General features: G+C 65.5%; 19 protein-coding genes. 8 read left to right on the forward strand and 11 right to left on the reverse strand.

Features of this window, described 5'->3' with window-relative positions:
* Window positions 1–23 precede the first annotated feature (23 nt).
* The 8 genes from AC1DB0_RS05775 to AC1DB0_RS05810 form a co-directional block, all read right to left on the reverse strand.
* Entirely contained in the window at window positions 24–1,043 is a 1,020-nt protein-coding gene (locus AC1DB0_RS05775; protein WP_476757672.1) for an extracellular solute-binding protein, read from the reverse strand.
* A 34-nt stretch (window positions 1,044–1,077) separates the two neighbouring features.
* The gene (locus AC1DB0_RS05780) at window positions 1,078–2,730 is read right to left on the reverse strand and encodes an ABC transporter permease (RefSeq protein WP_054423852.1); all 1,653 of its coding nucleotides are present in this window, start codon (window positions 2,728–2,730) and stop codon (window positions 1,078–1,080) included.
* Entirely contained in the window at window positions 2,727–3,776 is a 1,050-nt protein-coding gene (locus tag AC1DB0_RS05785) for an ABC transporter ATP-binding protein (protein ID WP_054423850.1), read from the reverse strand. The genes AC1DB0_RS05780 and AC1DB0_RS05785 overlap by 4 nt, the downstream gene beginning before the upstream one ends.
* A 63-nt stretch (window positions 3,777–3,839) precedes the next feature.
* Complete coding sequence (locus AC1DB0_RS05790; RefSeq protein ID WP_054423848.1) at window positions 3,840–4,640, reverse strand: inositol monophosphatase family protein; 801 nt, start codon at window positions 4,638–4,640, stop codon at window positions 3,840–3,842.
* 9 nt (window positions 4,641–4,649) lie between these two features.
* The gene (locus AC1DB0_RS05795; protein WP_476757671.1) at window positions 4,650–6,260 is read right to left on the reverse strand and encodes an FAD-dependent oxidoreductase; all 1,611 of its coding nucleotides are present in this window, start codon (window positions 6,258–6,260) and stop codon (window positions 4,650–4,652) included.
* A complete protein-coding gene (locus AC1DB0_RS05800) occupies window positions 6,257–7,477 on the reverse strand; it encodes an NAD(P)/FAD-dependent oxidoreductase (RefSeq protein WP_476757670.1) in 1,221 nt (406 codons plus the stop codon). Before AC1DB0_RS05800 ends, AC1DB0_RS05795 begins: the two co-directional genes overlap by 4 nt.
* A 20-nt stretch (window positions 7,478–7,497) precedes the next feature.
* Complete coding sequence (locus AC1DB0_RS05805; protein ID WP_342066440.1) at window positions 7,498–8,430, reverse strand: 4-hydroxyproline epimerase; 933 nt, start codon at window positions 8,428–8,430, stop codon at window positions 7,498–7,500.
* 201 nt (window positions 8,431–8,631) lie between these two features.
* Window positions 8,632–9,546, reverse strand: coding sequence for a dihydrodipicolinate synthase family protein (locus AC1DB0_RS05810; RefSeq protein WP_054423837.1), 915 nt, complete (start codon window positions 9,544–9,546; stop codon window positions 8,632–8,634).
* 253 nt (window positions 9,547–9,799) lie between these two features.
* On the opposite strand from AC1DB0_RS05810, the gene AC1DB0_RS05815 reads away from it, so the two are divergent.
* From AC1DB0_RS05815 to AC1DB0_RS05835, 5 genes are all read left to right on the forward strand, one after another.
* Window positions 9,800–10,432, forward strand: coding sequence for a DUF4198 domain-containing protein (locus AC1DB0_RS05815; protein WP_476757669.1), 633 nt, complete (start codon window positions 9,800–9,802; stop codon window positions 10,430–10,432).
* Window positions 10,433–10,455: 23 nt separating this feature from the next.
* The gene (locus AC1DB0_RS05820; protein WP_175169648.1) at window positions 10,456–10,737 is read left to right on the forward strand and encodes a DUF3649 domain-containing protein; all 282 of its coding nucleotides are present in this window, start codon (window positions 10,456–10,458) and stop codon (window positions 10,735–10,737) included.
* On the forward strand, window positions 10,734–12,482 hold the full coding sequence (locus tag AC1DB0_RS05825) for a PepSY-associated TM helix domain-containing protein (protein ID WP_476757668.1): 1,749 nt from the start codon (window positions 10,734–10,736) through the stop codon (window positions 12,480–12,482). The genes AC1DB0_RS05820 and AC1DB0_RS05825 overlap by 4 nt, the downstream gene beginning before the upstream one ends.
* Window positions 12,479–12,802, forward strand: a complete 324-nt coding sequence (locus tag AC1DB0_RS05830) for a DUF3325 domain-containing protein (protein WP_054423829.1) — start codon at window positions 12,479–12,481, stop codon at window positions 12,800–12,802. Before AC1DB0_RS05825 ends, AC1DB0_RS05830 begins: the two co-directional genes overlap by 4 nt.
* Window positions 12,803–12,974: 172 nt before the next feature.
* Window positions 12,975–14,294 carry a tryptophan--tRNA ligase gene (locus AC1DB0_RS05835; protein ID WP_054423828.1) on the forward strand — a complete coding sequence of 440 codons (1,320 nt, stop codon included), beginning with the start codon at window positions 12,975–12,977 and terminating at the stop codon, window positions 14,292–14,294.
* A 109-nt stretch (window positions 14,295–14,403) separates the two neighbouring features.
* On the opposite strand, the gene AC1DB0_RS05840 is transcribed toward AC1DB0_RS05835, so the two are convergent.
* Together AC1DB0_RS05840 and tex are read right to left on the reverse strand one after the other, a co-directional pair.
* Window positions 14,404–14,916 (reverse strand): hypothetical protein, encoded by a 513-nt coding sequence (locus AC1DB0_RS05840; protein ID WP_054423826.1) that lies wholly within the window; start codon window positions 14,914–14,916, stop codon window positions 14,404–14,406.
* A 289-nt stretch (window positions 14,917–15,205) separates the two neighbouring features.
* Window positions 15,206–17,584, reverse strand: coding sequence for an RNA-binding transcriptional accessory protein Tex (gene tex, locus AC1DB0_RS05845; RefSeq protein ID WP_175169651.1), 2,379 nt, complete (start codon window positions 17,582–17,584; stop codon window positions 15,206–15,208).
* 213 nt (window positions 17,585–17,797) lie between these two features.
* On the opposite strand from tex, the gene AC1DB0_RS05850 reads away from it, so the two are divergent.
* Window positions 17,798–19,915, forward strand: a complete 2,118-nt coding sequence (locus tag AC1DB0_RS05850; protein ID WP_476757667.1) for an ATP-dependent DNA helicase — start codon at window positions 17,798–17,800, stop codon at window positions 19,913–19,915.
* A gap of 132 nt (window positions 19,916–20,047) precedes the next feature.
* Here the strand turns inward: AC1DB0_RS05850 and AC1DB0_RS05855 are convergent, their stop codons facing one another.
* Window positions 20,048–20,836, reverse strand: coding sequence for an outer membrane protein assembly factor BamD (locus AC1DB0_RS05855; protein WP_054423821.1), 789 nt, complete (start codon window positions 20,834–20,836; stop codon window positions 20,048–20,050).
* Window positions 20,837–20,943: 107 nt separating this feature from the next.
* Between AC1DB0_RS05855 and AC1DB0_RS05860 the strand changes: the two genes are divergently transcribed.
* Together AC1DB0_RS05860 and pgeF are read left to right on the forward strand one after the other, a co-directional pair.
* A complete protein-coding gene (locus AC1DB0_RS05860; RefSeq protein ID WP_082387097.1) occupies window positions 20,944–21,963 on the forward strand; it encodes an RluA family pseudouridine synthase in 1,020 nt (339 codons plus the stop codon).
* Window positions 21,951–22,760 (forward strand): peptidoglycan editing factor PgeF, encoded by an 810-nt coding sequence (gene pgeF / locus AC1DB0_RS05865; RefSeq protein ID WP_476757666.1) that lies wholly within the window; start codon window positions 21,951–21,953, stop codon window positions 22,758–22,760. Before AC1DB0_RS05860 ends, pgeF begins: the two co-directional genes overlap by 13 nt.
* The last annotated feature ends 8 nt before the right edge of the window (window positions 22,761–22,768 follow it).

Here is a 22,768-nt window from a genome sequence, read left to right on the forward strand (position 1 = left end):
CCTGCTGGCCCTGGCGCTACACGTTACGCGCTGCGCGCCGCCGCCACATGCGCCCGCCACCGCGCCAGGAACGCGTCGCGGTCGGCGGCGGCGGCGGCTTCGTCCACTGGCACGATCTTCACGTCGTCCAGCGCGGGCATGTCGAGATGCTTGCTGACGTCGATGTCGCTGCGGCTGGGGCGGCGGTAGGCGTTTTGCAGCAGCGCCACTTGCATGTCGCGCGACAGCAGCAGGTCGTACATGCGTTTGGCGGCGGCCGGGTTCGGGGAATTCTTCACCAGCGCCATGTTGTCCGCCACGGTGAACGTGCCGTCCTCGGGGTACAGGATGCTGATTTCCTTCTGGCCGCCCGCTACGTAGGGGTAGGCGGTGGATTCGAAAGTGATGCCGACGGCGTATTCGCCTTGCCCCACGCTGCGCACCACATGCGAGGCGGCGCTGGAGACGCTGACGTTGCGCGCCAACGCCTTCAGGCCGTCTTCGCCCAGCACGCGTTCTATCCCCCACAGCGCGGTGAAGGCGGTGGAGCTGTTGCCCGGGTCGCCGATGATGATCTTGCCCTTGAAGCGGCGGTCGGTCAGGTCGGCCCAACGGACGGGGGCGGGGCCGGAGAGCTGCCGCGCGTTGACCATGCCGACCACGATGTGCAGATTGGCCGCCGTCCATAAGTCATCGGGGCCGTGCAGGTGGCTGGGAATGGCTTCGGCTTCCGGCGAACGGTAGGGTTCGAACAGGCTGCGATAGCCGTGCATGACGTTGGCGCTGGACGTCCAGAACACGTCCCCTTTGGGCTGGCCGGCTTCGGCCTCGATCCGCCTGAGCAACTGGCTGCTGCCACCCACAACGGCGCTGGGTTTGACGTGGGGCATCACGTCGCGCGCGATGTCGCTGGCGGTGTCGACAGATTGTGAGTTCAGCGTCGTGTAGAGCACGACCTTTTCGCTGCGTTGAGCCTTGGCGCGCGTGGGCAGCGCCGAGATGCCGCCCGTGACGGCCAGCAGTTTGAGCACCTGGCGGCGGTTGAGAGAAGGAAGCTGGATCATGGGGTTCCCCTTGAGACGAGTGTGAAAGAAAGGCTCAGGCGAAGAGCCGGATGCGAAATACCCGGGTCGCCAGCAGCACAGGCGCCAGGATCACCGTGATCAGCACAAGCCCGTAGGCCGACGCCTGGGCCATGAGGCCGCTGTCGATCAGCCGGAAAATCTGAATGGGTAAGGTCTCGTGTCCCGGCGAATACACGATCACCGATGCGCTGAGTTCGGACACGGTGGTGGTCCAGGTCAGCACGGCGGCGGCCGCGATGGCGGGCGCCATCAACGGCAGGACCACCTTCAGAAAGGACGTGAAGGGCGGCACCCCCAAACTGACCGAGGCTTCTTCAATGGAGTCGGGCAGGTTGAAGAGCGTGGACGAGGCATTGCGTACGCCGAAAGGCAAACGCCGCACGATGTAGGCCAGCACGATCAGCGACGCCGTGCCAGACAAGTCGAACGCGCCGTGGCCGAAGGTCATCAGCAGGCCGATGCCGATGACCGTGCCAGACAACGCCAGCGGAATGGCGCTCAGGTAGTCCAGCCAGGGCGTCAGCAAGTTGCGCTTCTTGACGATCAGATAGCTGGCCAGCGTGCTGAACGCGATGGCGATCAAGGTGGCCGCGCCCGCGTAGCCGATGGAGTTCACGACAGGCGCGGGCGCATTGACCAGCACGCGTTCCAGATGGGCGATGGTCCATTCTCCCCAACGCATCACGGGACCGTGCGCGCGGGTGAATGCGCCGACCGCAAGCGTGCCTAGCGGCAGCATCGACATCCCCATCACAACCAGCGCGGCGCATGCCATGGCCGCACCACGCGGGCCGCGCATCGGGGTCTCTGGCGCGCCGCGTCCTTGCGTGATTTCGTAGCGCCCGCGCGAGACGATCCAGCGTTGCAGGAACAGCGCCAGCATGACCAGCGAGATCGATGTCGTCGCCAGCGTGCTTTGCATGACGGGGTCGCTGCCGGTTTCCGAGACCGACGCCTGATACGTCAGCACCGATAGCAGCTCTACACGATGACCCAGGATCATTGACGTGGCGAAGTTGCCTACGACCATGGTGAAGACCAGCAGCGCGCTGGCCAGAATGGCGGGCATGACGACGGGCGCCATCACCTTGAACCGCGACACGGGCGGCGACGTTCCCAGGCTTTGCGCGGCTTCTTCCAATTGCGAATCGAAGCCGCGTATGGCTGCCAGCGTGCCGATGTAGATGTAGGCGTAATACGTGAAGGTCATGACGGTCAGCAGGCCCGGCCAGCCGTAGAACGACGGCGGGTCCAGCCCCAGCCCATCGCGCAGCGCACGCGTGAGCACGCCGTTGTTGCCCAGAATCATCAGCCAGGTTTGCGCGCCGATGACCTCGGGGATGACCAGCGTGATGAGCGGCAAGATCGATACCAGGGCTTTGCCAGGGTAATGGTGGCGCGCGGTCAGATACGCGAGCGGCACGCCGATGCCGGCGGCAAGCACCGTGACGCCGGCGCCCAGCAGCAAGGTGTTGCCGATGGCGCGCAGGTATCGCGGATCGGATATCAGAATGTGCCAGCCTGACTGGCCGGCGTCATCGCGGGCGAGCACACTGGCCGACAGAATGTTCAGCACTGGCCACACCAAAAAGACCAGCAGCATCGCCAGAACGGCCACGGACAGCCACGTCCATGGCGAGCGGAGCAGGGCGATCAGGCGCTTCATGATGCAAGCACCAGTGTCTTCTGCGGATCAAACATCAAGCCGATCTGCATGCCCCGGCCCAACGGCGACGTTTGGCCGCCATGTACGTCCACGTTCATGACGCGCCCGCTGGGCAGTTCCACCCGGTAATGCATCTTGATGCCCAGGTATTGTTCGGCCAGGATGCGGGCGGGCACGCCGGCTTCGGGTTGCGTGGATACGCCGATGTCTTCGGGGCGTGCGACCAACACGGCTTGCCCGGATAGCGGCGCGGGCGCGTGGGCGGCGACGGGGTGGCCGTCAAGCTCCAGGCGGACGGACCCTGATGCCGATGCCACGCATTGCACTGGCAGCAGATTGGCGGCGCCAATGAAGTCGGCGACATAGCCGCTGGCAGGCTGGCCATAGACGTCGCGCGGCGTGCCTAATTGCGCCACGCGGCCCTGCTCCATGACGGCGATCTGGTCAGACAGGGCGAGTGCTTCTTCCTGGTCATGGGTGACAAAGACGGTGGTGATGCCCGCTTCGCGCTGAAGTTCGGAAATGGTCTGCCGCACCTGGATGCGCAGCTTGGCGTCCAGGTTGGACAGCGGCTCGTCCATCAGCAGCACTTGGGGCTGGATCACCAGCGCGCGGGCAAGCGCCACGCGTTGACGCTGTCCGCCCGACAGCTCGGCAGGCAGGCGCGACGCATATTGCGCCAGCCCCACGCGGTCCAGCGCGGCCGCCACTCTTTGTTTGATCAAGGCCAGCGGCACTTTGCGGGCACGCAGGCCGTAGGCGGCGTTGTCAAAGACGCTGCGGTTGGGAAAGAGCGCGTAGTCCTGAAACACCATGCCGATGTTGCGCTGATGCGCCGGCACGCGCGTGACGTCGTTGCCGCCGAACGACAAGCGGCCGGATTCGACGGGGATGAAGCCTGCCAGCGTGCGCAGCAAGGTGGTCTTGCCGCAGCCGCTGGGGCCGAGCAACGTGAAGAAGCAACCCGGAGGAATGGCCAGGTTCAGGCCGTCGATGACGCGTTGTTTGCTATATGAGATGCAGAGATTTTCAATGCGGATATCCATGGCAGGCGGCTCCTGGCTCAAGAGTAGGCACATCAACGAACAACAGCAGGCAAGCAGCGGGAGTCAGGGCAGGGCGGGTCGTAGCAGGCCCAGCGCTTCGCGGTGACGGGCAGGGTCGCCCGCGGCCAGAATCTGCGTGGCGGGGTTGTCCAGGCTGAGCGCGCGGCCGTGCCAATCGGTGATGACGCCGCCCGCCCCTTGAATGACCGGCACGAAGGGCGCGTAGTCGTAAAGCGCCAGCTTGGCGTCGATGGCGACATCGGTGCGCCCGCACGCCAGCAGCCCGTATGCCAGGCAGCAGCCGCCGTAGATGCGCCAGCGGGTGCGCTCGCGCAGCGCCTGGAAAGCGGGCAGTTCATCGGCGGCGTAGAAGTCGGGGTTGCTGGTGCTGAGCATGGCGTCGCCCATGGCGTCGCACGGGCGCGTGTGGCAGGGCTGGCCCCGGTGCCGGGTGGGCTGGCCGGCGGCGCCAACCCAGCGGTCTGCGGTCGAGGGGAAGTCCATGACGCCGATCACGGGTTCGCCGCGATGCAGCAGGGCGATCAGCGTGCCGAATACCGGTACGCCAGCCAGGAAGGGCGCGGTGCCGTCGATGGGGTCAAGCACCCAGACGTATTCGGCGTCCGATCTGACAACGCCGCCTTCTTCGCCGTAAATGCCGTGGTCGGGATAGGCGTGTTCGATGCGGGCGCGCAGATGCGCTTCAATGGCGTGGTCCAACGCGGTGACAAGGCTGCGGTCTGGCTTGATGTCGGGGCGCGGCACGCTGTGTTGCCCCGTCGCCAAGTAGGGCGCGAAGCGTTCGCGGGCCTCTTGGGCTAGGCATTCAGCGAAGACGATGAAGGGAGCCAGGCGGTCTGTCATGAGGTTTCCTTATTCGGTTGAGCTGCTGCTTGAAGGCGGCGGGCGGCCATCTGGAGCGAGGCTGGCGCCCACGCCCGCCAGCGTGCCGATGCGGGCGGGCGCAAGCAGGTGCTTGGGCGGCGCGGGCGTCCAGCCGTACAGGGCTTGCGTGGCGGCGCCACACACGCGCCCCTGACAGGCGCCCATGCCGCAGCGGGTGTGCAGCTTGGCGTCGATCCAGTTCTTGCAAGCGGCCAGGGCGGATTGCGGGACGTCTTCGCAGCGGCAGATCAGCGTGTCGGGGCGAGCCAGCGTCAAGAGGGGCGAGCGCAGCGCGAAATGCCGGCGCACGGTGTTGGCAAAGCCTTGCCATCGCGCGAGGTCGGGCGCAAGGTGTGCGGCCTGCGCCAATTCGCCAATCGCCGCGTGGCCCGCGATGGCCCCCTGGATTTGCGACCGTTCGCCGCCGCCAATGCCGGTGCATTCGCCCGCCGCGAAGACGCCGGGGACAGAGGTTTGAAGCAGATCGTCCACTTGCAACGCCTGATGCGCATCCAGTTCGCATCCCAGCATCTGGCCCAGTTGGGTATTGGGGATCAGGCCGAAGCCGCAGGCCAGGCGGTGGCAGGCGATCTGTTCTTCGCCATCGGCGCGACGCAGGCGCACGTGCTGAAGCCGGCCGTTGCCGCTGGCCTCAAGCACATGGCTGGCGCTGCGGTATTGCGGGTGCAACAGAGTGATGGCTTGCAAGGCTTTGCCCGGCCAGCGCGGCAGGCCGCTGGCAAAGCGCAGGAGTGCGCGCCAGTCGGCCTGTTCGGCAATGCGTACAACCGTGGCCCCGGCTTCGCGTGCGGTGCGGGCGGCGGCCAGCAGCAGCGGCCCGGTCCCCGCGATGACGATGCGCTGGCCGCGCAGCGAGGTGCCGGCCTTGACCAGCGCCTGCAACCCACCGGCACCGGTGACGCCGGGCAGCGTCCAGCCGGGAAACGGCAGCAGCAATTCGCGCGCGCCGGTGCAGAGAATCAGTGAGTCGCAATGCTGGGTCCAACCCTCGCGCGCATCTTCAAGCAGCAGCGCGGCCTGTCCGGGTTGGCCGGCCAGGCCCACGACGCGCGTGCCGCATAGCAGCGTGATGTTTGCGTGGCGTGCCAGCTGTTCGCGCAGGCGCTGCGCCTGGGCAGGCAGGGCGGCAGCGGGGCCGTCGCGCCAGATTTGTCCGCCTGCGGCGGGGTTGTCATCCACCAGCACGATGGCGCGTCCGCTGGGGGCCGCCGCCAACGCCGCCGCCATGCCGGCTGGGCCGGCGCCAACAATGAGCAGGTCGCAGGTGCGGTGTTGGCCAGCTGCCCGATCCGGTACGCCGGCCCAGGGCGTTGGGTCGAGAACGGTGTCGACGCGCATACCGTCGTGGCAAGGGGTTTGGCAGGCCAGGCGCAAGTGGCCGTCGACCAGCACTCGGCATTCATGGCAGATGCCCATCCCGCAAAACGCTGCACGCTTTTCGCCCGAGACAGAGATGCGGGAATTGCCGGGTGCGCGCAGGGCGAGCGCGGCGGCGACGCTGCTGCCCACGGCGACGCGCAAGGATTGGCCGTCGAGCTGGATGCGCAAGCGTGCGCAGTCGGGCGGAGTCTTCGTCATGGCGTGACCTCGTCGAAGGAGCGGGATGCGGCAAATGGAGTGGGGTCCAGCGGCGTGGCTGCGCCGGTCATCAGCGCGGCCAGCAGGCGGCCGGTGGCGGGGGCCGTGGTCACACCCAGGCCTTCATGGCCGACCGCCAGCCACAGCTTGTCGCGCGAAGGGTGGCGGCCGATCAGCGGAAGCCCATCCGGGGGGGCGGCGCGCACGCCCGTCCAGGTGCGGATGAGGTTCAAACCGGACAGGCCCGGCAGATAGCCGATCGCGCGCCGGAGCATGCTGGCCAACACGGCGGGTTCGACGGCGGCGGTGAGGGCGGTGTCGGAGGCGGAACCCGCGGCGGAACTCACGGCAGAACCCGCCGCAGACCCCACGGCAGAACCCACCGCAGAACCCGCCGCGTATTGCCGGTCACCGATTTGCCGGGAGGACCCGATCAGCAATTGGCCGGTGGGGCGGGGCTGCACGTTGAAGGCCACTGCGGCGCCTTCGCGCTGCTGGGTACTGGCCGTGTAGCCGAGCTCAACCAATTGATGGCGGATACCGGTGGGGTAACGGTCGGTGATGGCCAGATGGCCTTTCTTGGGATGCAGAGGCAGGTCGTCACACAGCCGGCTTGCCAACATGCCCGCTGCCAGCACGATGGCTTCGGCGGTGCGCCGGGAACCGTCGGACAGGACCACGCCTTGCGCGTCGATCTTGCAGACTTCAACGGCTTCGAAAGACAGACACGGAGGGGCATGCGTGAGCAGCCAGCGGGCGGCACTGGGCGCATAGATCAGCGCGTCGCCGGACACTTGCAATGCGCCGGCGAGTCCGGCGCGCAAGGCCGGTTCGGCTTGCGCCAGTTGTTGTGCGTTCAACAGCGTGGAGGACACCCCGTGCTCCAGCAAGCGGCGCTGCTTGCACTCGGCCTCTGCCATGTCGTGATCGCTTTCGGCCACCCACATCGTGCCGCAACCGGTATAGGCGCATGCCGGGTCCGTGTGGTTCATGCGGGGGCCCCATTCGCGCCAGATTTCCAATGAGGCGGCGCTTAACGCCAGTTCGGCCGGGTGGGCATCCATGGCGACCAAATGCCCCATGCCGGTTTGCGTGGCGCCCCCCAGCCGGGCATCCACCACGCGTACCGACAAGCCGGCCAGCGCCAGTTCGTGCGCGCAGGCCGCGCCGATGATGCCGGCGCCGATGACCAGCACGTCTGTATGACCGTGAGACATATAAAGCCCCCGTCGTGGAATTACAGCCGGATGCCCCAGCCGAAAGGATCGTCCGGCGGAATCAGCAAGGTGGATTCCGCGCAGACATAGGCGCGGCCTCGAATGGTGGGGATGATGTGGTCGCCGTCGCGTACATAGCTGGCTTCGAACACGCTGCCAATCACGCTGGCCTGGCGCCAGACTTGCCCAGGAGCGAGCTTGCCATCGGCCGCCAGGCAGGCCAGCTTGGCGCTGGTGCCCGTGCCGCAGGGCGAGCGGTCATAGGCGTTGCCGGGGCACAGCACGAAGTTGCGGCTGTCGGCTGCCGGGTCGGGTGCGAACAGTTCGATGTGGTCGATTTCGGCCCCATCCGCGCCCGTAATGCCCGCTGCCGCCAGGGCCAGCCGTACGGCCCGTGCGTAATGAGTCAGGGCGTCGAGGTTGTCGGGCGCGACGCGTTGATCGTGTTCGCCGATCAGGAAGAACCAGTTGCCGCCCCAGGCGACATCGCCGACGACCTCGCCGTAACCCGGCACGTTGACGCGCACGGCGTGATGCCTGCGGTACGCGGGCACATTGCGCACGCTGACCGCGCCGTCGTCGTGCAGCGTGGCGCGGACAACGCCAACGGGCGTTTCGATGCCGTGTTCACCCGGGCCGATGCGTTTCAGATAGGCAAGCGTGGCGACCAGGCCGATGGTGCCGTGGCCGCACATGCCCAGGTAGCCGGCGTTGTTGAAGAAGATGACGCCAGCGGCGTTGGCCGGGTCTGCGGGTTCGCACAGCAAGGCGCCCACGATGACATCGCTGCCCCGGGGCTCCTGCACGGTGGCGGCGCGCCACGCATCGTGATCGGATGCCAGCCGGCGTTGCCGGTCAGCCATGCTGCCCGCGCCCAGCGCAGGAAAACCGGCCACGACCAGCCGGGTGGGCTCACCGCCCGTGTGGGAATCGACGACACGGATCTGTTTCATTGACGCGCCTCATCTGCAAGGGAGTGAACGGCCAACCGTGATGGCCAACGACTACGGCCAGCCACGACAGTCAGCCGCCAGGGGGAGCCGTCACGGCCAACCACTAGGGCAAGCCGCCACGGCCAACCTTTGACCGGCTCAGTCTAGGCAATTAGCGGCGTGACGTCGCCCGAAGCGTGATGGCGATGTCACGCATATGCCTTACGGAACGGATTGGTATTGAGCCGGACGCGTGGCCAGCGCCTGTGCCACCACGCGTTCGATCAGTGCGCGCTCTTCGCCGATGACGGGCAGGCGAGGGCGGCGAACGTGTTCGGTGCCGACGCCGACCAGCACGTCGATCAGCTTCAGGTTTTGCACGAGCTTGGTGGACACGTCCAGATGCAGCAGCGGCGTCATCCATTGATAGAGCGCCAGGGCTTCCGCGTGCTTGCCGGCTTTCATCAAGTCATAGAGCGCCACGGTTTCGCGCGGGAAGGCGCAGCCTACGCCGGCCAGCAGGCCATCGCATCCCAGCGCCAGCCCTTCGTAGGCGAGATCGTCCACGCCCAGGAAGATCTGGTAGCGGTCGCCGACGGCGTTGCGCAGGTCGGTCACGCGGCGGGTATCGCCCGAGCTGTCTTTGACGGCTGCAAGCCATTTGCAATCGGCAAGCTCGGCCATGTGCGCGGGGCTCAAGTCCACGCGATAGGCGATCGGGTTGTTGTAGACCATCACGGGCTGCTGGGCGGCATCCGCCATGGTGCGCACGTTCTGCATGGCTTCGCGGGCGTCAGCGACGTAGATCAGCGAGGGCATGACCATGAATCCGGCCACGCCCAGCTTGTTGGCGCCGTCGATAAATCGCAGGGCTTCACGGGTGCTGGTCTCGGACACGTTGGCCAGAACCGGGATGCGGCCGCCGGCGGCGTCCAGCGCAATCTTGGTGACTTCCAGCTTTTCTTCCAGCGTCAGCGTGCTGGCCTCGCCCAGAGAGCCGCAGGTGACGACGCCGTGAATACCGTTGCGAATCTGGAAGTCGATGTGCTTGGCCGTGCCTTCGGCGTCGATGCGTTCATCGGCGTGGAACTTGGTGGTGATGGCGGGAAAGATGCCAGTCCAGCGAGGGTGGGTCATGACGGACTCCTGGTTGAGGGGGCGTTAGGAACTCAAAATATACGTTAAATATATTTAAAGAGAAGGGGTAAGCCATGAGGGTTAACCAGCGCAAAGTGTCAGGCCCCAATTTTTAGCTGTGGATCTTAGTGAGAATGGTTATAATTCAGGCCCTGTCAAACAGGCATTGGCCGCGGGGCTTGCCTGTTGTGGTGATCGGACTGAAGACAAGACCCACAAGACCCACAAGATCCACAATGAGGAAAAATCGACAATGAAATTCGCAAGGACTTTGGCCGCTATTGCCCTGTTGGGCTCGGCAGGCGCCGCGCAAGCGCACTTTGTTTGGTTGGAACGCACCGCCGAGGGTCCGGCCAAGGCGTACTTTGGTGAGTGGGCCGATGACCTGCGCGAAAAGCGCGATGGCTTGTTGGGCAAAGTCCTGGTGTCGCCGGTGGTGACGGCAGCCGATGGCAAGACGCTGAAGGCATCGGCCGAAGGCGCCGACTTCGTTGAATTCGCAGCCGCTGGCAAGGGCGACGTCCGCCTGGCTCAGCCCATCCAATTCAAAGACACGCTGGTGAAGTACGGCGCCAAGGCCGGCCGTGCGGATACGCAAGGCAAGCTGGATCTGGAACTCGTCCCCACCGCCGCAGACGCCAACACCTTCGTGCTGCAATTCCAGGGCAAGCCGCTGGCCAAGACCGAAGTCACCGTGTTCGGCCCGCCGAAGTGGGAAAAGCGTTTCTACAGTGATGAAAATGGCCGCATCGAAATCACGACGCCGTGGCCCGGCCAGTACGTGCTGGAAGCCGCGCACGTCGAAGAGAAGGCGGGCGAGGCTGATGGCAAGACCTACGCCAAGATCCGCTACGTTTCCACCCTGACCTTCAACGTGTCCAAGTGAAAGCTCCCGCAGCCGGCGCAGGCATGATGCGCTATCGAATGGCCGTATTTTCCAGGGCGGCTGCGGCCATCCTGGGCGGCTATGCCCTCGCCTCGGCGGCTGCGGCTTGCCTGGCCGTCTGGCTGCCCATGGGGCGGGCGGACGCCGTCACCACGGCGCAGATGTTGTCCTTCGTGGTCTACGCCTGTGGCGTGATCTGGGTGTTCGCCACGCGCAACGCCTGGCGCGCCTGGGCGGGCATCCTGATCCCTGCCGCCGTGCTGGGCGCGTTGTTCCTGGCCGGCCGCACGATGGGGGTGGCATGAAGGCAGGCAAAGCCCGCGCGCAAGGCGAAGAAGGCCTGCGCCAGTCCATGTCCTGGTTGCATACCTGGGCGGGGCTTATTTTTGGCTGGGTGTTGTTCGCGATGTTCCTGACGGGTTCGCTCGCGTTTTTCCGGCCCGAGATCACGCGCTGGATGCAGCCGGAAATTCAGGTGCAGGCCCTGCCTGCCGTGCAAGCCGTGGAGATGGCGCAACGCTATCTGAATGAGAATGCGCCGGACGCCAAGCGCTGGTTCATCACGCCGCCCACCGCTCGCGAACCGCTGACGCTGCTGCTGTACCAGGTTGCCAAGCCCAAGCCGGGCGAGCGCGGTTTCGTGCGCGTGAAGCTGGATCAGAACGGGCAGGAAGTCAAAGGCCGGGAAACACGCGGCGGCGAGTTCTTCTACCGCTTCCATTTCGAATTGGAAACCGCGTACCCGTGGGGGCGCTGGCTGGCCAGCATCGCGGGCATGTTCATGCTGGTGGCGATCATCAGCGGCATCATCACGCACAAAAAGATATTCACCGATTTCTTTACCTTCCGCCCTAAAAAGGGTGGGCAGCGCGCCTGGATGGACGGCCATAACGTGCTGTCGGTATTGGGGCTGCCGTTTCATCTGATGATCACCTTCAGCGGCCTGATGCTGTTCATGGTGATGCTCATGCCGGCCGGCATCAACGCCGTCTACGAGAATCCGCGCCAATACACGGACGACGTTTTCAAATCGTTCAAGGTCACGCCACCGCTGAATCAGCCCGCCCCGCTGCTGCCGATTGCGCCGCTGCTTGAGCAGGCGCAGCAACACTGGCAGGGCCGCGTCGGCCGCGTCACCGTCAATAACCCGGGCGATGCCGGCGCCACCGTGACGATGGTGCGCGACGCCGCCGATGGCGTGTCGTATGGGCGCTTGGCGCCGTACATGCGTTTTGATGGCGTGACTGGGAAGTACCTGGAAGGCGAGGATGACCTTAGCGGCACCGTGCAGACGGCCGGCACCATCATCGGCCTGCATCTGGGCTTGTTTGCTGAACCGCTGTTGCGCTGGTTCTACTTTGTGGTCAGCCTTGCTGGCACCGGCATGGTCGGCACGGGGCTGGTGCTCTGGATCGCCAAGCGCCGTCAGAAGGCGCGTCCGGGCGATGCCCGCGAGGCCTTTTCGCTGCGTCTGGTCGATGGCCTGAACGCAGGCACGATCGCGGGCGTGGTCTTTGGCGTGGCTGCATTTTTCCTGGCCAACCGCCTGCTGCCCGCTGAGATGCCCGGCCGCCAACTCTGGGAAGTGCGCGCGTTCTTTTCGGCGTGGGCGCTGTCGCTGGTCTATGCCTTCGTGTTCCAACGCCGCAAATGGCAAGACCTGCTGGCCGTGGCGGCTGCCGCGATGGCCTTGGTGCCGGTCGTCAATGCGTTGACCACGTCGCGTCACCTGGGCGTGTCGCTGCCGCAGGGCGATTGGGTGATGGCCGGTTTTGACCTGACCTGCCTGGCCACGGCGCTGTTGTTCGCCTGGATGGCGCGCAAGGCGGCGCGGGCCCGCAAGGCGCCTGCGACGCAGCCGGCACGCGCTGCCGCCAAGCCGCGCGCTGCCGCCAAGCCGCACGCGGAAAAAGGGGCTGCCGCTGCGCCTGCCGCTGCCGCCGCGCCCGCCGCCTCCACCCGGCACCCGTCTTCCCCCGTTGCCGAGGCGCCCGTGACGAAGTCCGCCCCCAGTGCCGTCGTTTATGAACCGCGAGGTGATACGCCATGACGCTTGCCGCCTTCTGCCTGGCCTACGCGGGGTTTTCCGCCCTGTGCCTGGGCATGGACCGCCACTACGAAGATCTGTTCGATCGCGCCATGCCCCGGCGTCATCGAGTGCCGTTGCGCGCGTTCGGCTGGATCGCGCTGGCCTTATCGCTATGCGCGTCCGCCGCGGTGTGGGGCTGGAGCTACGGCACGGTCGAGTGGATCGGCATCCTCAGCATTGCCGGCCTGCTGCTGATCTGGTTCCTGACCTTCCGCCCGCGCGCCGCGCTGACCACGGGCGGGGTGTGCGCCCTGGCGGCGCCGCTCTTGGCGGTGCTGTAAGTTCGCCGGCCGGCTCGGGTTGCGCCGAGCCAGCCCTGATCGAGCCGGGCTGAGCCGGGCTGAGCCGAGCTGAGCCATTCCACGCATCCCGGCGACGAAGACGCCCGCCCGTCGGCTGGGCGCTCCGGCACGTTACACTGCTCGTTTCCCCTAGCAAACGCCTCTTCGCCCCATGAATACCCGCGTCCTTACTGGCATTACCACCACTGGCACCCCCCACCTTGGCAACTATGCGGGCGCTATCCGGCCCGCCGTGCAGGCCAGTACGCAGCCCGGCGTGGACGCATTCTTTTTTCTGGCGGACTATCACGCGCTGATCAAGTGCGATGATCCGGCGCGCGTTGCGCGTTCCCGCCTGGAAATCGCGGCGACCTGGCTGGCCGTGGGCCTGGACCACGATCGTGTCACGTTCTATCGCCAGTCCGACATTCCTGAAATTCCCGAACTCAGCTGGCTCCTGACCTGCGTCACGGCCAAGGGCCTGATGAACCGCGCGCACGCCTACAAGGCGTCGGTGGACCAGAACGTGGCCAAGGGCGTGGAGCCCGACGACGGCGTCACGATGGGCTTGTTCTCGTATCCGATCCTGATGGCCGCGGACATCCTGATGTTCAACGCGAACCGCGTGCCGGTCGGCCGCGATCAGATCCAGCATCTGGAAATGGCGCGCGACATCGCCCAGCGCTTCAACCACCTGTACGGCCGTGATTACTTCACGCTGCCCGAAGTGGTGATCGAGGAAGACGTGGCGACCTTGCCCGGCCTGGATGGCCGCAAGATGTCCAAGAGCTACAACAACACCATTCCGTTGTTCGAAGGCGGCGCAAAGGCGCTGCGCGCGTCGGTGATGCGCATCGTGACCGATTCGCGTGAACCCGGCGAACCCAAGGACGCCGAGAGCTCGCACCTGTACACGCTGTACCGCGCATTCGCCACGCACGAGCAATCGGCGGCGTTCCGCAAGCAGTTGGAAGAGGGCATGGGTTGGGGCGACGCCAAACAGGCGCTGTACGAGCATCTGGAAAACCTGCTTGCGCCGATGCGCGAGAAGTACGTTGACCTGATCGCCAACCCCGGCCGCATCGAAGACATTCTGCAAGCCGGCGCCGCCAAGGCGCGCACGCTGGCGCTGCCGCTGATGCAGGAACTGCGCGAGGCCGTGGGCCTGCGCAACCTGAACGCGGGCGCCACGGCGGGCAAGGCGCAGGGCAAAAAGGAAAAGGGCAAGGGCGCGCGCTTCGTCAGCTTCCGCGATGAAGACGGCGCTTTCCGCTTCCGCCTTCTGGCTGCCGATGGCGAAGAGCTGCTGTTGTCGCCGGGCTTTGCCAATCCGAAGGACGCGGGCGGCTTGATGCAAACGCTGAAGTCCGATCCCTCGGACGCGGTGCTGACGGGCCTGCTGCAAGGGGCCGACACGGCCGCGGCCGGGGATGTGGACCCCGTCCTGTTGGGCCGCGTGCGCGACGCGCTGGTGTCGATGTCTCAGGAATAAAAGGGATAGCGGGGCAGTGTTGCGGCATCATGCGCCGCTGCACGCGCCGCACGCTCAGGCCAGATTACGACGCGGTATGGGATACGGTCCCATCCGCGTCGTTTCACATTCAGGCTGCGCGCGCGTTCGCGTTGGCGACGATGCGGCCATCGCGCACCTGGAAACGCTGGGCGTTGCCCTGGCCCGCGATCTCCAGCATGTCGCCTTCCGAATAGCCCGTGACGTTCGGGCAGTCGAGCCATTCCGGGTTGATGAACGGAAAGTACTTCAGCGTGCCGCTTCCCTGGCTGACGAAGTCGAAGGTCGTGTTGGCGACCACTTCGGGGTCCCATTGGCTGGCGTCGAATACCAGCGCGCAGCCCGCGCCGATGCGGTACACGATGCTGGCGCCCATGCTGGCGAAACCCAGCGCGCCCACATGCAGCTGCGCGCCGTTCTGCAATTCGATGATGCGGGTGCCCAGGCGTTCCAACGTGATGTGCTTGAAGGTGACTTCCGCGCCATCAACGATCAGGTGCGCATATTGGCCCAGCGTGACTTCGTTGTAGGCGCCGCCCGCGCCGGCTTCTTTTTCGGTGATCGTTGCCGCTTCATTGGCGGCAAGCGTAATGGTATTGCGCATGACGAATCGCTCTCCGGGCTTTCAGGGTAGGGGCGCTTTTTTTGGATTTCTTGCCTGATAGACGGTTCGCGCCGCGGTTCGCCTGATCATGGATGTTTGTGCCTGCCGAGTTCCCCAACGCCACCGGCTTTTATTATTTGGACACAATTCGATATTTTCCCTTATTTTTAGATTGCTTGATTGAGGGAGCGCAAGGAAATCGCCAATCTAAGGGAAAGTCCTAAGCTAAAGAAAAAGCCCGGCGCATGCGATGCGCCGGGCTTTGTGATGAGCGGTGAATCTTCGGGAATCAGCGCTTGAGCTTGGCGAAGGCGTCGGCCATCGCGCTGTTCATGCCGCCTGCGGCTGCGCCTGCGTTGCCGCGGCCGCCATCGCTTTGCGAACGGCGCGGGCGGTCACCGCCCTTGGGCGCGTCGCCGCTGCGGCGAGCCGGGGCAGCGGTGTCGTTCAGGCGCATGGTCAGCGCGACGCGTTTGCGCGCGGCGTCCACTTCCAGCACCTTCACGCTGACCGTCTGGCCCACGCGCACCACATCACGCGGGTCCTTCACGAACTTTTCGGCCAGCGCCGAAATGTGGACCAGGCCGTCCTGGTGTACGCCGATGTCAACGAACGCGCCGAAGTTGGCCACGTTGGTCACGACGCCTTCCAGGATCATGCCCGGGTACAGGTCGTTCAGCGTTTCCACGCCTTCCTTGAACTGCGCGGTCTTGAACTCGGGGCGCGGATCGCGGCCGGGCTTTTCCAGTTCGGCGAAGATGTCGCGCACCGTGGGCAAGCCGAAACGCTCGTCGGTGAAATCGGACGGCGACACGCCTTTCAGGGCTTCGCGCTGGCCGATGATCTGCTTCACTTCCGCCTTGATCTTGGCGACGATGCGCTCGACCACGGGATAGGCTTCGGGGTGAACCGACGACGCATCCAGCGGGTTGTCGCCGTTGGGAATGCGCAGGAAGCCGGCGGCCTGTTCGAAGGCCTTTTCGCCAAAGCGCGGCACCTTGCGCAGGATTTCACGCGTGGGGAACGCGCCGTTCTCGTCGCGCCAGGCCACGATGTTCTTGGCCAGCAGCGAGTTCAACCCGGACACGCGAGCCAGCAACGCAGCCGATGCCGTGTTGACGTCCACACCCACCGCGTTAACGCAATCTTCGACCACGGCGTCCAGCGAACGCGCCAGCTCGCGCTGGTTGACGTCGTGCTGGTACTGACCCACGCCGATCGCCTTGGGATCGATCTTGACCAATTCGGCCAGTGGGTCTTGCAAGCGGCGGGCGATAGACACGGCGCCGCGCAGCGTCACGTCCAGGTCGGGGAATTCCAGGGCGGCGGTTTCCGATGCGGAATACACCGACGCGCCGGCCTCGGAGACCACCACGCGGGTGACCTTCAGGTCGGGGAAGCGTTCCATCATGTCGCCCACCAGCTTCTCGCTTTCGCGCGATGCGGTGCCGTTTCCGATGGCGATCAGGTCCACCTTGTGGCGCGCCACCAGCGCGGCCAGCGTGTTGATCGTGCCTTCACGGTCGCGGCGCGGTTCGAAGGGGTAGACGGTGGTGGTGTCGACGACCTTGCCGGTCTGGTCGATCACGGCAATCTTGCAGCCCGTGCGGATGCCCGGGTCCAGGCCCAGCACGGCCTTGGGGCCGGCAGGCGCGGCCAGCAGCAAGTCTTTCAAGTTGGCGGCGAACACGCGAATGGCTTCGGCTTCGCCGCTTTCGCGCAGGCGGCCGATCAGTTCGCTTTCGAATGCCGTCAGCAGCTTCACGCGCCAGGTCCAGCGGCAGACTTCGCCCAGCCAGCGGGCGCGCGGCGTGGCGTCCAGCGCGAACAGGCCGTTGCCCAGCTTCAGGAAGTTGGCGATGCGCGCCACGCACGGGTGCGGCAGTTGCGCTTCCAGCTCGGCTTCCAGGCCCAGACGCAGTTCCAGCACGCCTTGCTGGCGGCCGCGCAGCAGCGCCAGGATGCGGTGCGAGGGCAGCGTGCGCAGCGGCTCGTTGAAGTCGAACCAGTCGCGGAAGTTGGCGCCCTCGGTTTCCTTGCCGTCGATCATCTTGGAGTAGATCAGGCCGGTGGACCACAGGTGTTCGCGCATGTCGGCCAGCAGGTCCGCGTTTTCCGCGTAGCGCTCGGCCAGGATGTCGCGCGCGCCGTCCAGCGCCGCCTTGGCGTCGTTGATCGACGCTTCGGGGTTCAGGTACTGCGCGGCCAGCACGGCGGGGTCGCAGGCAAGGTCCGCCAGGATGGCGTCGGCCAGCGGTTCCAGACCGGCCTCGCGGGCGATCTGGGCGCGGGTGCGGCGCTTGGGCTTGTACGGCGCGTACAAGTCTTCCAGGCGCTGCTTGGTGTCAGCCGTGGCGATTTCCTGCTGGAGCTCGGGCGTGAGCTTGCCCTGCTGCGAGATGGATTCAAGGATCGAGCCGCGGCGCTCTTCGAGTTCGCGCAGGTAACCCAGGCGCACTTCCAGATTGCGCAGCACGGTATCGTCCAGGCCGCCAGTGGCTTCCTTGCGATAGCGAGAGATAAACGGCACGGTGGCGCCGTCATCCAGCAGTTCCACAGCCGAAGCGATCTGGGAGGCGCGCGCGCCGAGCTCGGTGGCGAGCTGCGCGACGATGCGGGCGTTGTCGACGCCGGCGGCGACGTTCGTGATAGCGGAAGTTTCAGACATCTCTATACGACGACAAAAAGGAAAAACAAGGGGCGGATTGTGCCATAAGCCACTGTTACAGAACGTGTGAGGGTGGACCGATCTGTCCCTGCGCGAGCCGGATCAGGCGGCTGCACCGAGTATCATTTGGTCCTTTCCCACATCAGTGTCTGGCGGCCGTACCGTATGGGTACCGGTATCTCCGAAGACGCCGACTGACACTAGGCTGCCGTAATGCTGGACCTGGATATATCCGAATTTTTTGACGAGGACGGGCCGCTGGCCACGGCCATGCCCGGCTACAAGCCACGCCCTTCGCAGGTGGAATTGTCGCAGGCGATTGGCGACGCCATTCAAGACCGCGCCACGCTGGTGGCCGAAGCCGGCACCGGTATCGGCAAAACCTGGGCTTACCTTGTACCCGCCTTCATCCAGGGCGGCAAGGTGCTGATTTCCACCGGTACCCGCACGCTGCAAGACCAGTTATTTGCGCGAGACCTGCCGCGCGTGCGCGCGGCGTTGGCCGCACCGGTCACGGCCGCGCTGCTCAAGGGCCGCGGCAATTACGTCTGCCACTATCACCTGGAACGCTTGCAGGGCGACGAACGCGCCTTGAAGTCGCGCACCGAAATCCAGCAATTGCGCCAGATTCAGGTGTTCGCCGGCATCACCAAAACGGGCGACCGCAGCGATCTTGCGCAGGTGCCTGAAGACGCCGACATCTGGCAGCGCGTGACGTCCACGCGCGAAAACTGTCTGGGCCAGGAATGCCCGCGCATCCGCGACTGTTTCGTCGTGAAGGCGCGCCGGCAGGCGCAGGAAGCTGACGTCGTGGTCGTCAACCATGCGCTCTTCATGGCCGACCTGGTGTTGCGCGAAGAGGGCGTGACCGATCTGCTGCCCGAAGCCGACACCGTCATCTTCGACGAAGCGCATCAGTTGCCCGACACGGCCACGCGCTTTCTGGGCAGCAGCGTGTCCACCCACCAACTGATGGACTTTGGCCGCGCGCTGGAAGTGGCGGGGTTGGCGTATGCCCGCGAGGCCGCCAAATGGAGCGACGTCAGCCGGCATCTGGAAACCGCCGCGCGCGAACTGCGCCTGGTCTGTGCGCCGCTTGACCGCATGCCGGGCCGCAAGGCCACGTTCGACGCCATTCCCAACCCCGAGGAATTCGACGAGGCCCTATTGGCCTTGCGCGAAGCCGTGGATACGGCCACCAAGGCCTTGGGCGTGGTCGCGGAAAAACACCCTGACCTGATGGCGGCTGCGCGCATCGGCGCCGAGATTTCGGTGCGGCTCAAGCGCTGGGCCACGCCCGGCCGTGCGGATGCCGGGTTTGCCGACGAAGGGTGGGGCCGGGACGATCAAGCCCCCGAGCCGGCCGCCGCTGACGCCATCGCCGTGCTGGGCGACGGGGCGTCCACGCCTGCGGCCATTCTGGAAGGCGTGGCCGCCGCAGCTGAACAATGGACGGGGCCTGCGGTGCGCTGGGTCGAACACGGCCAGCACCATGTCCGCCTGCATTCGGCGCCGTTGTCGGTGGCGCAGGCTTTCTCGAAATACCGCAAGCCGGGTCAGGCCTGGATCATGACGTCGGCCACGCTGTCGGTGAATGGCGAGTTCCATCATTTCACCAGTCAGCTGGGGTTGGAAAAGGCGCGCACGGGCAAGTGGGAGTCGCCGTTCAATTACCCGGAACAGGCCCTGCTGTTCGTGCCGCGCGGCATGCCCGAGCCGCAGTCGCCGCAGTTTCTTGACCGCTTCGTCGACACGCTGATGCCGTTGCTGGAAGCCAGCCCCGGCGGCACGCTGGTGCTGTGCACGACCTTGCGCGCCGTGGAGAAGGTGGCGACCTTGCTAGCCGATGCCTTCGACGATGCTGGCCATGATTGGCCGCTGCTCAAGCAAGGCGAAGGCACGCGCCGGGACCTGCTTGACCGCTTCTGCAAGCTCAAGCATCCGGTGCTGGTGGGTAGCGCCAGCTTCTGGGAAGGCATCGACCTGCCCGGCGATGTGCTGACGTTGGTGGCCATTGATAAGTTGCCATTCGCGCCGCCCGATGATCCTGTCATCGAAGCCCGGCTGCGGGCCTGTCGGGCCCAAGGCGGCAATCCGTTTTCGGAATACCAATTGCCCGAAGCCGCCATTTCGCTCAAGCAGGGCGCGGGCCGGCTGATTCGTACCGAGTCGGATTGGGGTGTGCTGATGGTGGGCGATGCGCGTCTGGTGGAAAAGCCTTACGGCAAACGCCTGTGGCGCGGGTTGCCGCCCTTTGCGCGAACGCGCGAACTGGAAGAGGTGCTGGCGTTCTATCGCCGCAAGCAAGAGGGCGGGGAAGGCCAAGGCTAAGACCAAGGCTAAGACCAAGGCCAAGGCCAAGGCTAAGACCAAGGCCTATGCCCCCCGGTTAAAAAAAAGCTCCTCGAATAATTCGAGGAGCTTTTTCTTTTCCCATGCGGGGAAGGCCGAGCAGCTGACGAATCAGTCGAACGGGTTCCACCAGCTGCGATCCGCCTGCAGACCCTTGGTCTTGAAGTCGCTGTTGGGGTAGTTCTTGTCGTACACGCGCTGCGCATCGTTCTTCAGTTCGGTCATGCCCAGCTTGTCGTAGGACGAGACCATCAAGTACAGCGCTTCTTCGGTGGCGGGGGCGCCTTCGAAGTCGGTGATGACGGTTTGCGCACGGTTGGCGGCGGCCACGTAGGCGCCGCGCTCGTAGTAATAACGGGCGACGTGCACTTCGTTCATGGCGATGGTGTTGACCAGCCACGCCACTCGCTTTTCGGCATCTACGCTGTACTTGCTATCCGGGTAGCGCTTGATCAGCTCGTTGAACGCATCGTAAGACGCGCGCAATCCCTTGGGGTCGCGTTCGGCCGGGTCCTGGCCCGTGATGTTGGTCATGAAGGCGCTGGCCGGCGTGAAGTTGATCAGGCCCTTCAGGTACAGCGCGTAGTCGGTGCCGGGGTGGTTGGGGTAGAGCTGCTGGAAGCGGTCAATGGCGGCCAGGGCTTGTTCGTTTTCGCCGTCTTTCCAGTTGACGTAGGCCAGTTCAAGCAGGGCTTGCTGGGCATAGACGCCGAAGGGGTAGCGGCTTTCGATGGCGGTCAGGCGCTCGCGCGCTTCTTTCCAACCGCCCGAGGACATTTCGGACTTGGCGTCAGCGTAAAGCTGTTCGGCGCTCCAGTTGGTGGTCTTGTCGTACTTGCTGTTGGTCGAGCCGCAACCGGCGATGACGATGACGGCAAATAGCGCGATAACCACGCGCAAAACCGGCCCGCTTCGGGATGCGGGGTTCGAGGGAGCTGCGGAGTGGTGAATCACGAGAATCGTATCCTTGGTGTTAGCATGGCAGGCTGATTATATGATTTGTCTCCATGTCTGATACAGCCGCCGGCACAGATCTCGTTTCCGACGACGAACTCCTGGGCCTTCCTGACGAAAATGCGGACGGAAATCCCGGGGAAAACCGGGGTGAACCGCAACTTGTAACGGTTCCTTCCAGCACCAAGGCCGATCGGCTCGACAAGGTTCTGGCCGGGCTGATGCCCGACCATTCCCGCAGCCGTCTGCAAGGCTGGATTGAATCCGGCAATGTGCACGTGAACGGTGCTCCCGGCAAGATCCGCCAGACGGTGGGCCCCGGCGACGAGCTGCTGGTATGGGCCCAGCCCGCCCCCGACGCCCGCGCCTTCACGCCCGAACCTGTTGAATTCACCGTGGTGGGCGAAAGCCCCGACTGGATCGTCGTAAACAAGCCTGCCGGCCTGGTCACGCATCCGGGCGCGGGCAATTGGAGCGGTACGCTGCTCAACGGCCTGCTTTACCGCTACCCGGAATTGGCGGCCGTGGCGCGTGCCGGCATTGTTCACAGGCTGGACAAGGACACCTCCGGACTCATGGTCGTGGCCCGCAATGAAAAGGCCCAGACGCATCTGGTGCGCCAGTTGCAGGCACGCAGCATGGGCCGCGAATACGTGGCCCTGGCCCATGGCTGGGTCGCAAACGGTGGCCGTGTTGAGCGCGCCATTGGCCGCGATTCCCGCGTGCCCATCCGCATGAGCGTCGAGCGCCCCGTGGCGCCCAAGCCCGCCATTACCAATTACGCACCGGTCCGCCGTGGCCAGGTTGACCCCGGCGGCCGCGTCACGGAAGTGGTGTGCCGCCTGGAAACGGGGCGCACCCACCAGATTCGCGTGCACATGGCCAGCCTGGGCCACCCGCTGCTGGCCGACACCATCTATGGCGGCAAGAACATCGCGGGGGCGCAGCGCCAGATGCTGCACGCCCGCGCCCTGCATTTCGATGATCCGGGCGGCAACGGTGAAGTCCAATTCGCCGCCGCCGTGCCCGCTGACATGACCCTGGTCCAGGAAAGCATTGCATGGAACGCGTGATCGCCAGCCTGCCTGTCGTAACCGGCCCCCAGTGGGCCGGCGTGAACTACTTCTGCACGACACGCGCGGGCGGCGTGGGCGTGGCCCCGCATGACACCCTGAACCTGGGGCGCCGCGCGGGCGACAACCCCGACACCGTGGCCGAGAACCGCCGCCGCGTGCGCGCCGCCGTGCCGGCCGAGCCGCTGTGGTTGCGCCAAGTCCATGGCAGCGAAGTCGTGGATGCGGACGCGATGGATGCGGCAAGTGAACCCGCGGCAGGCGAATCCACGACGGGCGCACCCGCGCAGGATGAACCTGCCGTGGACGCCAGCGTCACGACGCAGCCGGGCCGCGTGCTGGCCATCATGGTGGCTGATTGCCTGCCCGTCGTTATTACCGATTCCAAAGGCCTGGTGCTGGGCGCGGCGCACGCCGGCTGGCGTGGCCTGTCGGGCGGCGTGCTGGAAAACACATTGGCCGCCATGCGGGCCAAGGCGCCGCAGGCCGAAGGCTGGCGCGCCTGGGTGGGCCCCGGCATCGGCCCGCAACATTTCGAAGTGGGCCAAGACGTGCTGGATGCGTTCACGGCCGATGATCCCGCCACGGCGCGTTACTTCACGCCGCGCCCGGGGCTATCGGGAAAGTGGCTGGCCGACCTCGCCGGATTGGCCGATTTCCGCCTGCGCCGCGCCGGGGTACAAGAGGTGGCGTTAAGCGGCTTGTGTACCGTATCGGCCTCGGATCGCTTCTTCTCTTATCGGCGCGACGGCGAAACCGGACGCATGGCATTGCTGGCCTGGCTCGACCCGGTTTGATCTTGCGC

Source organism: Achromobacter sp. 10T422, assembly GCF_056394065.1.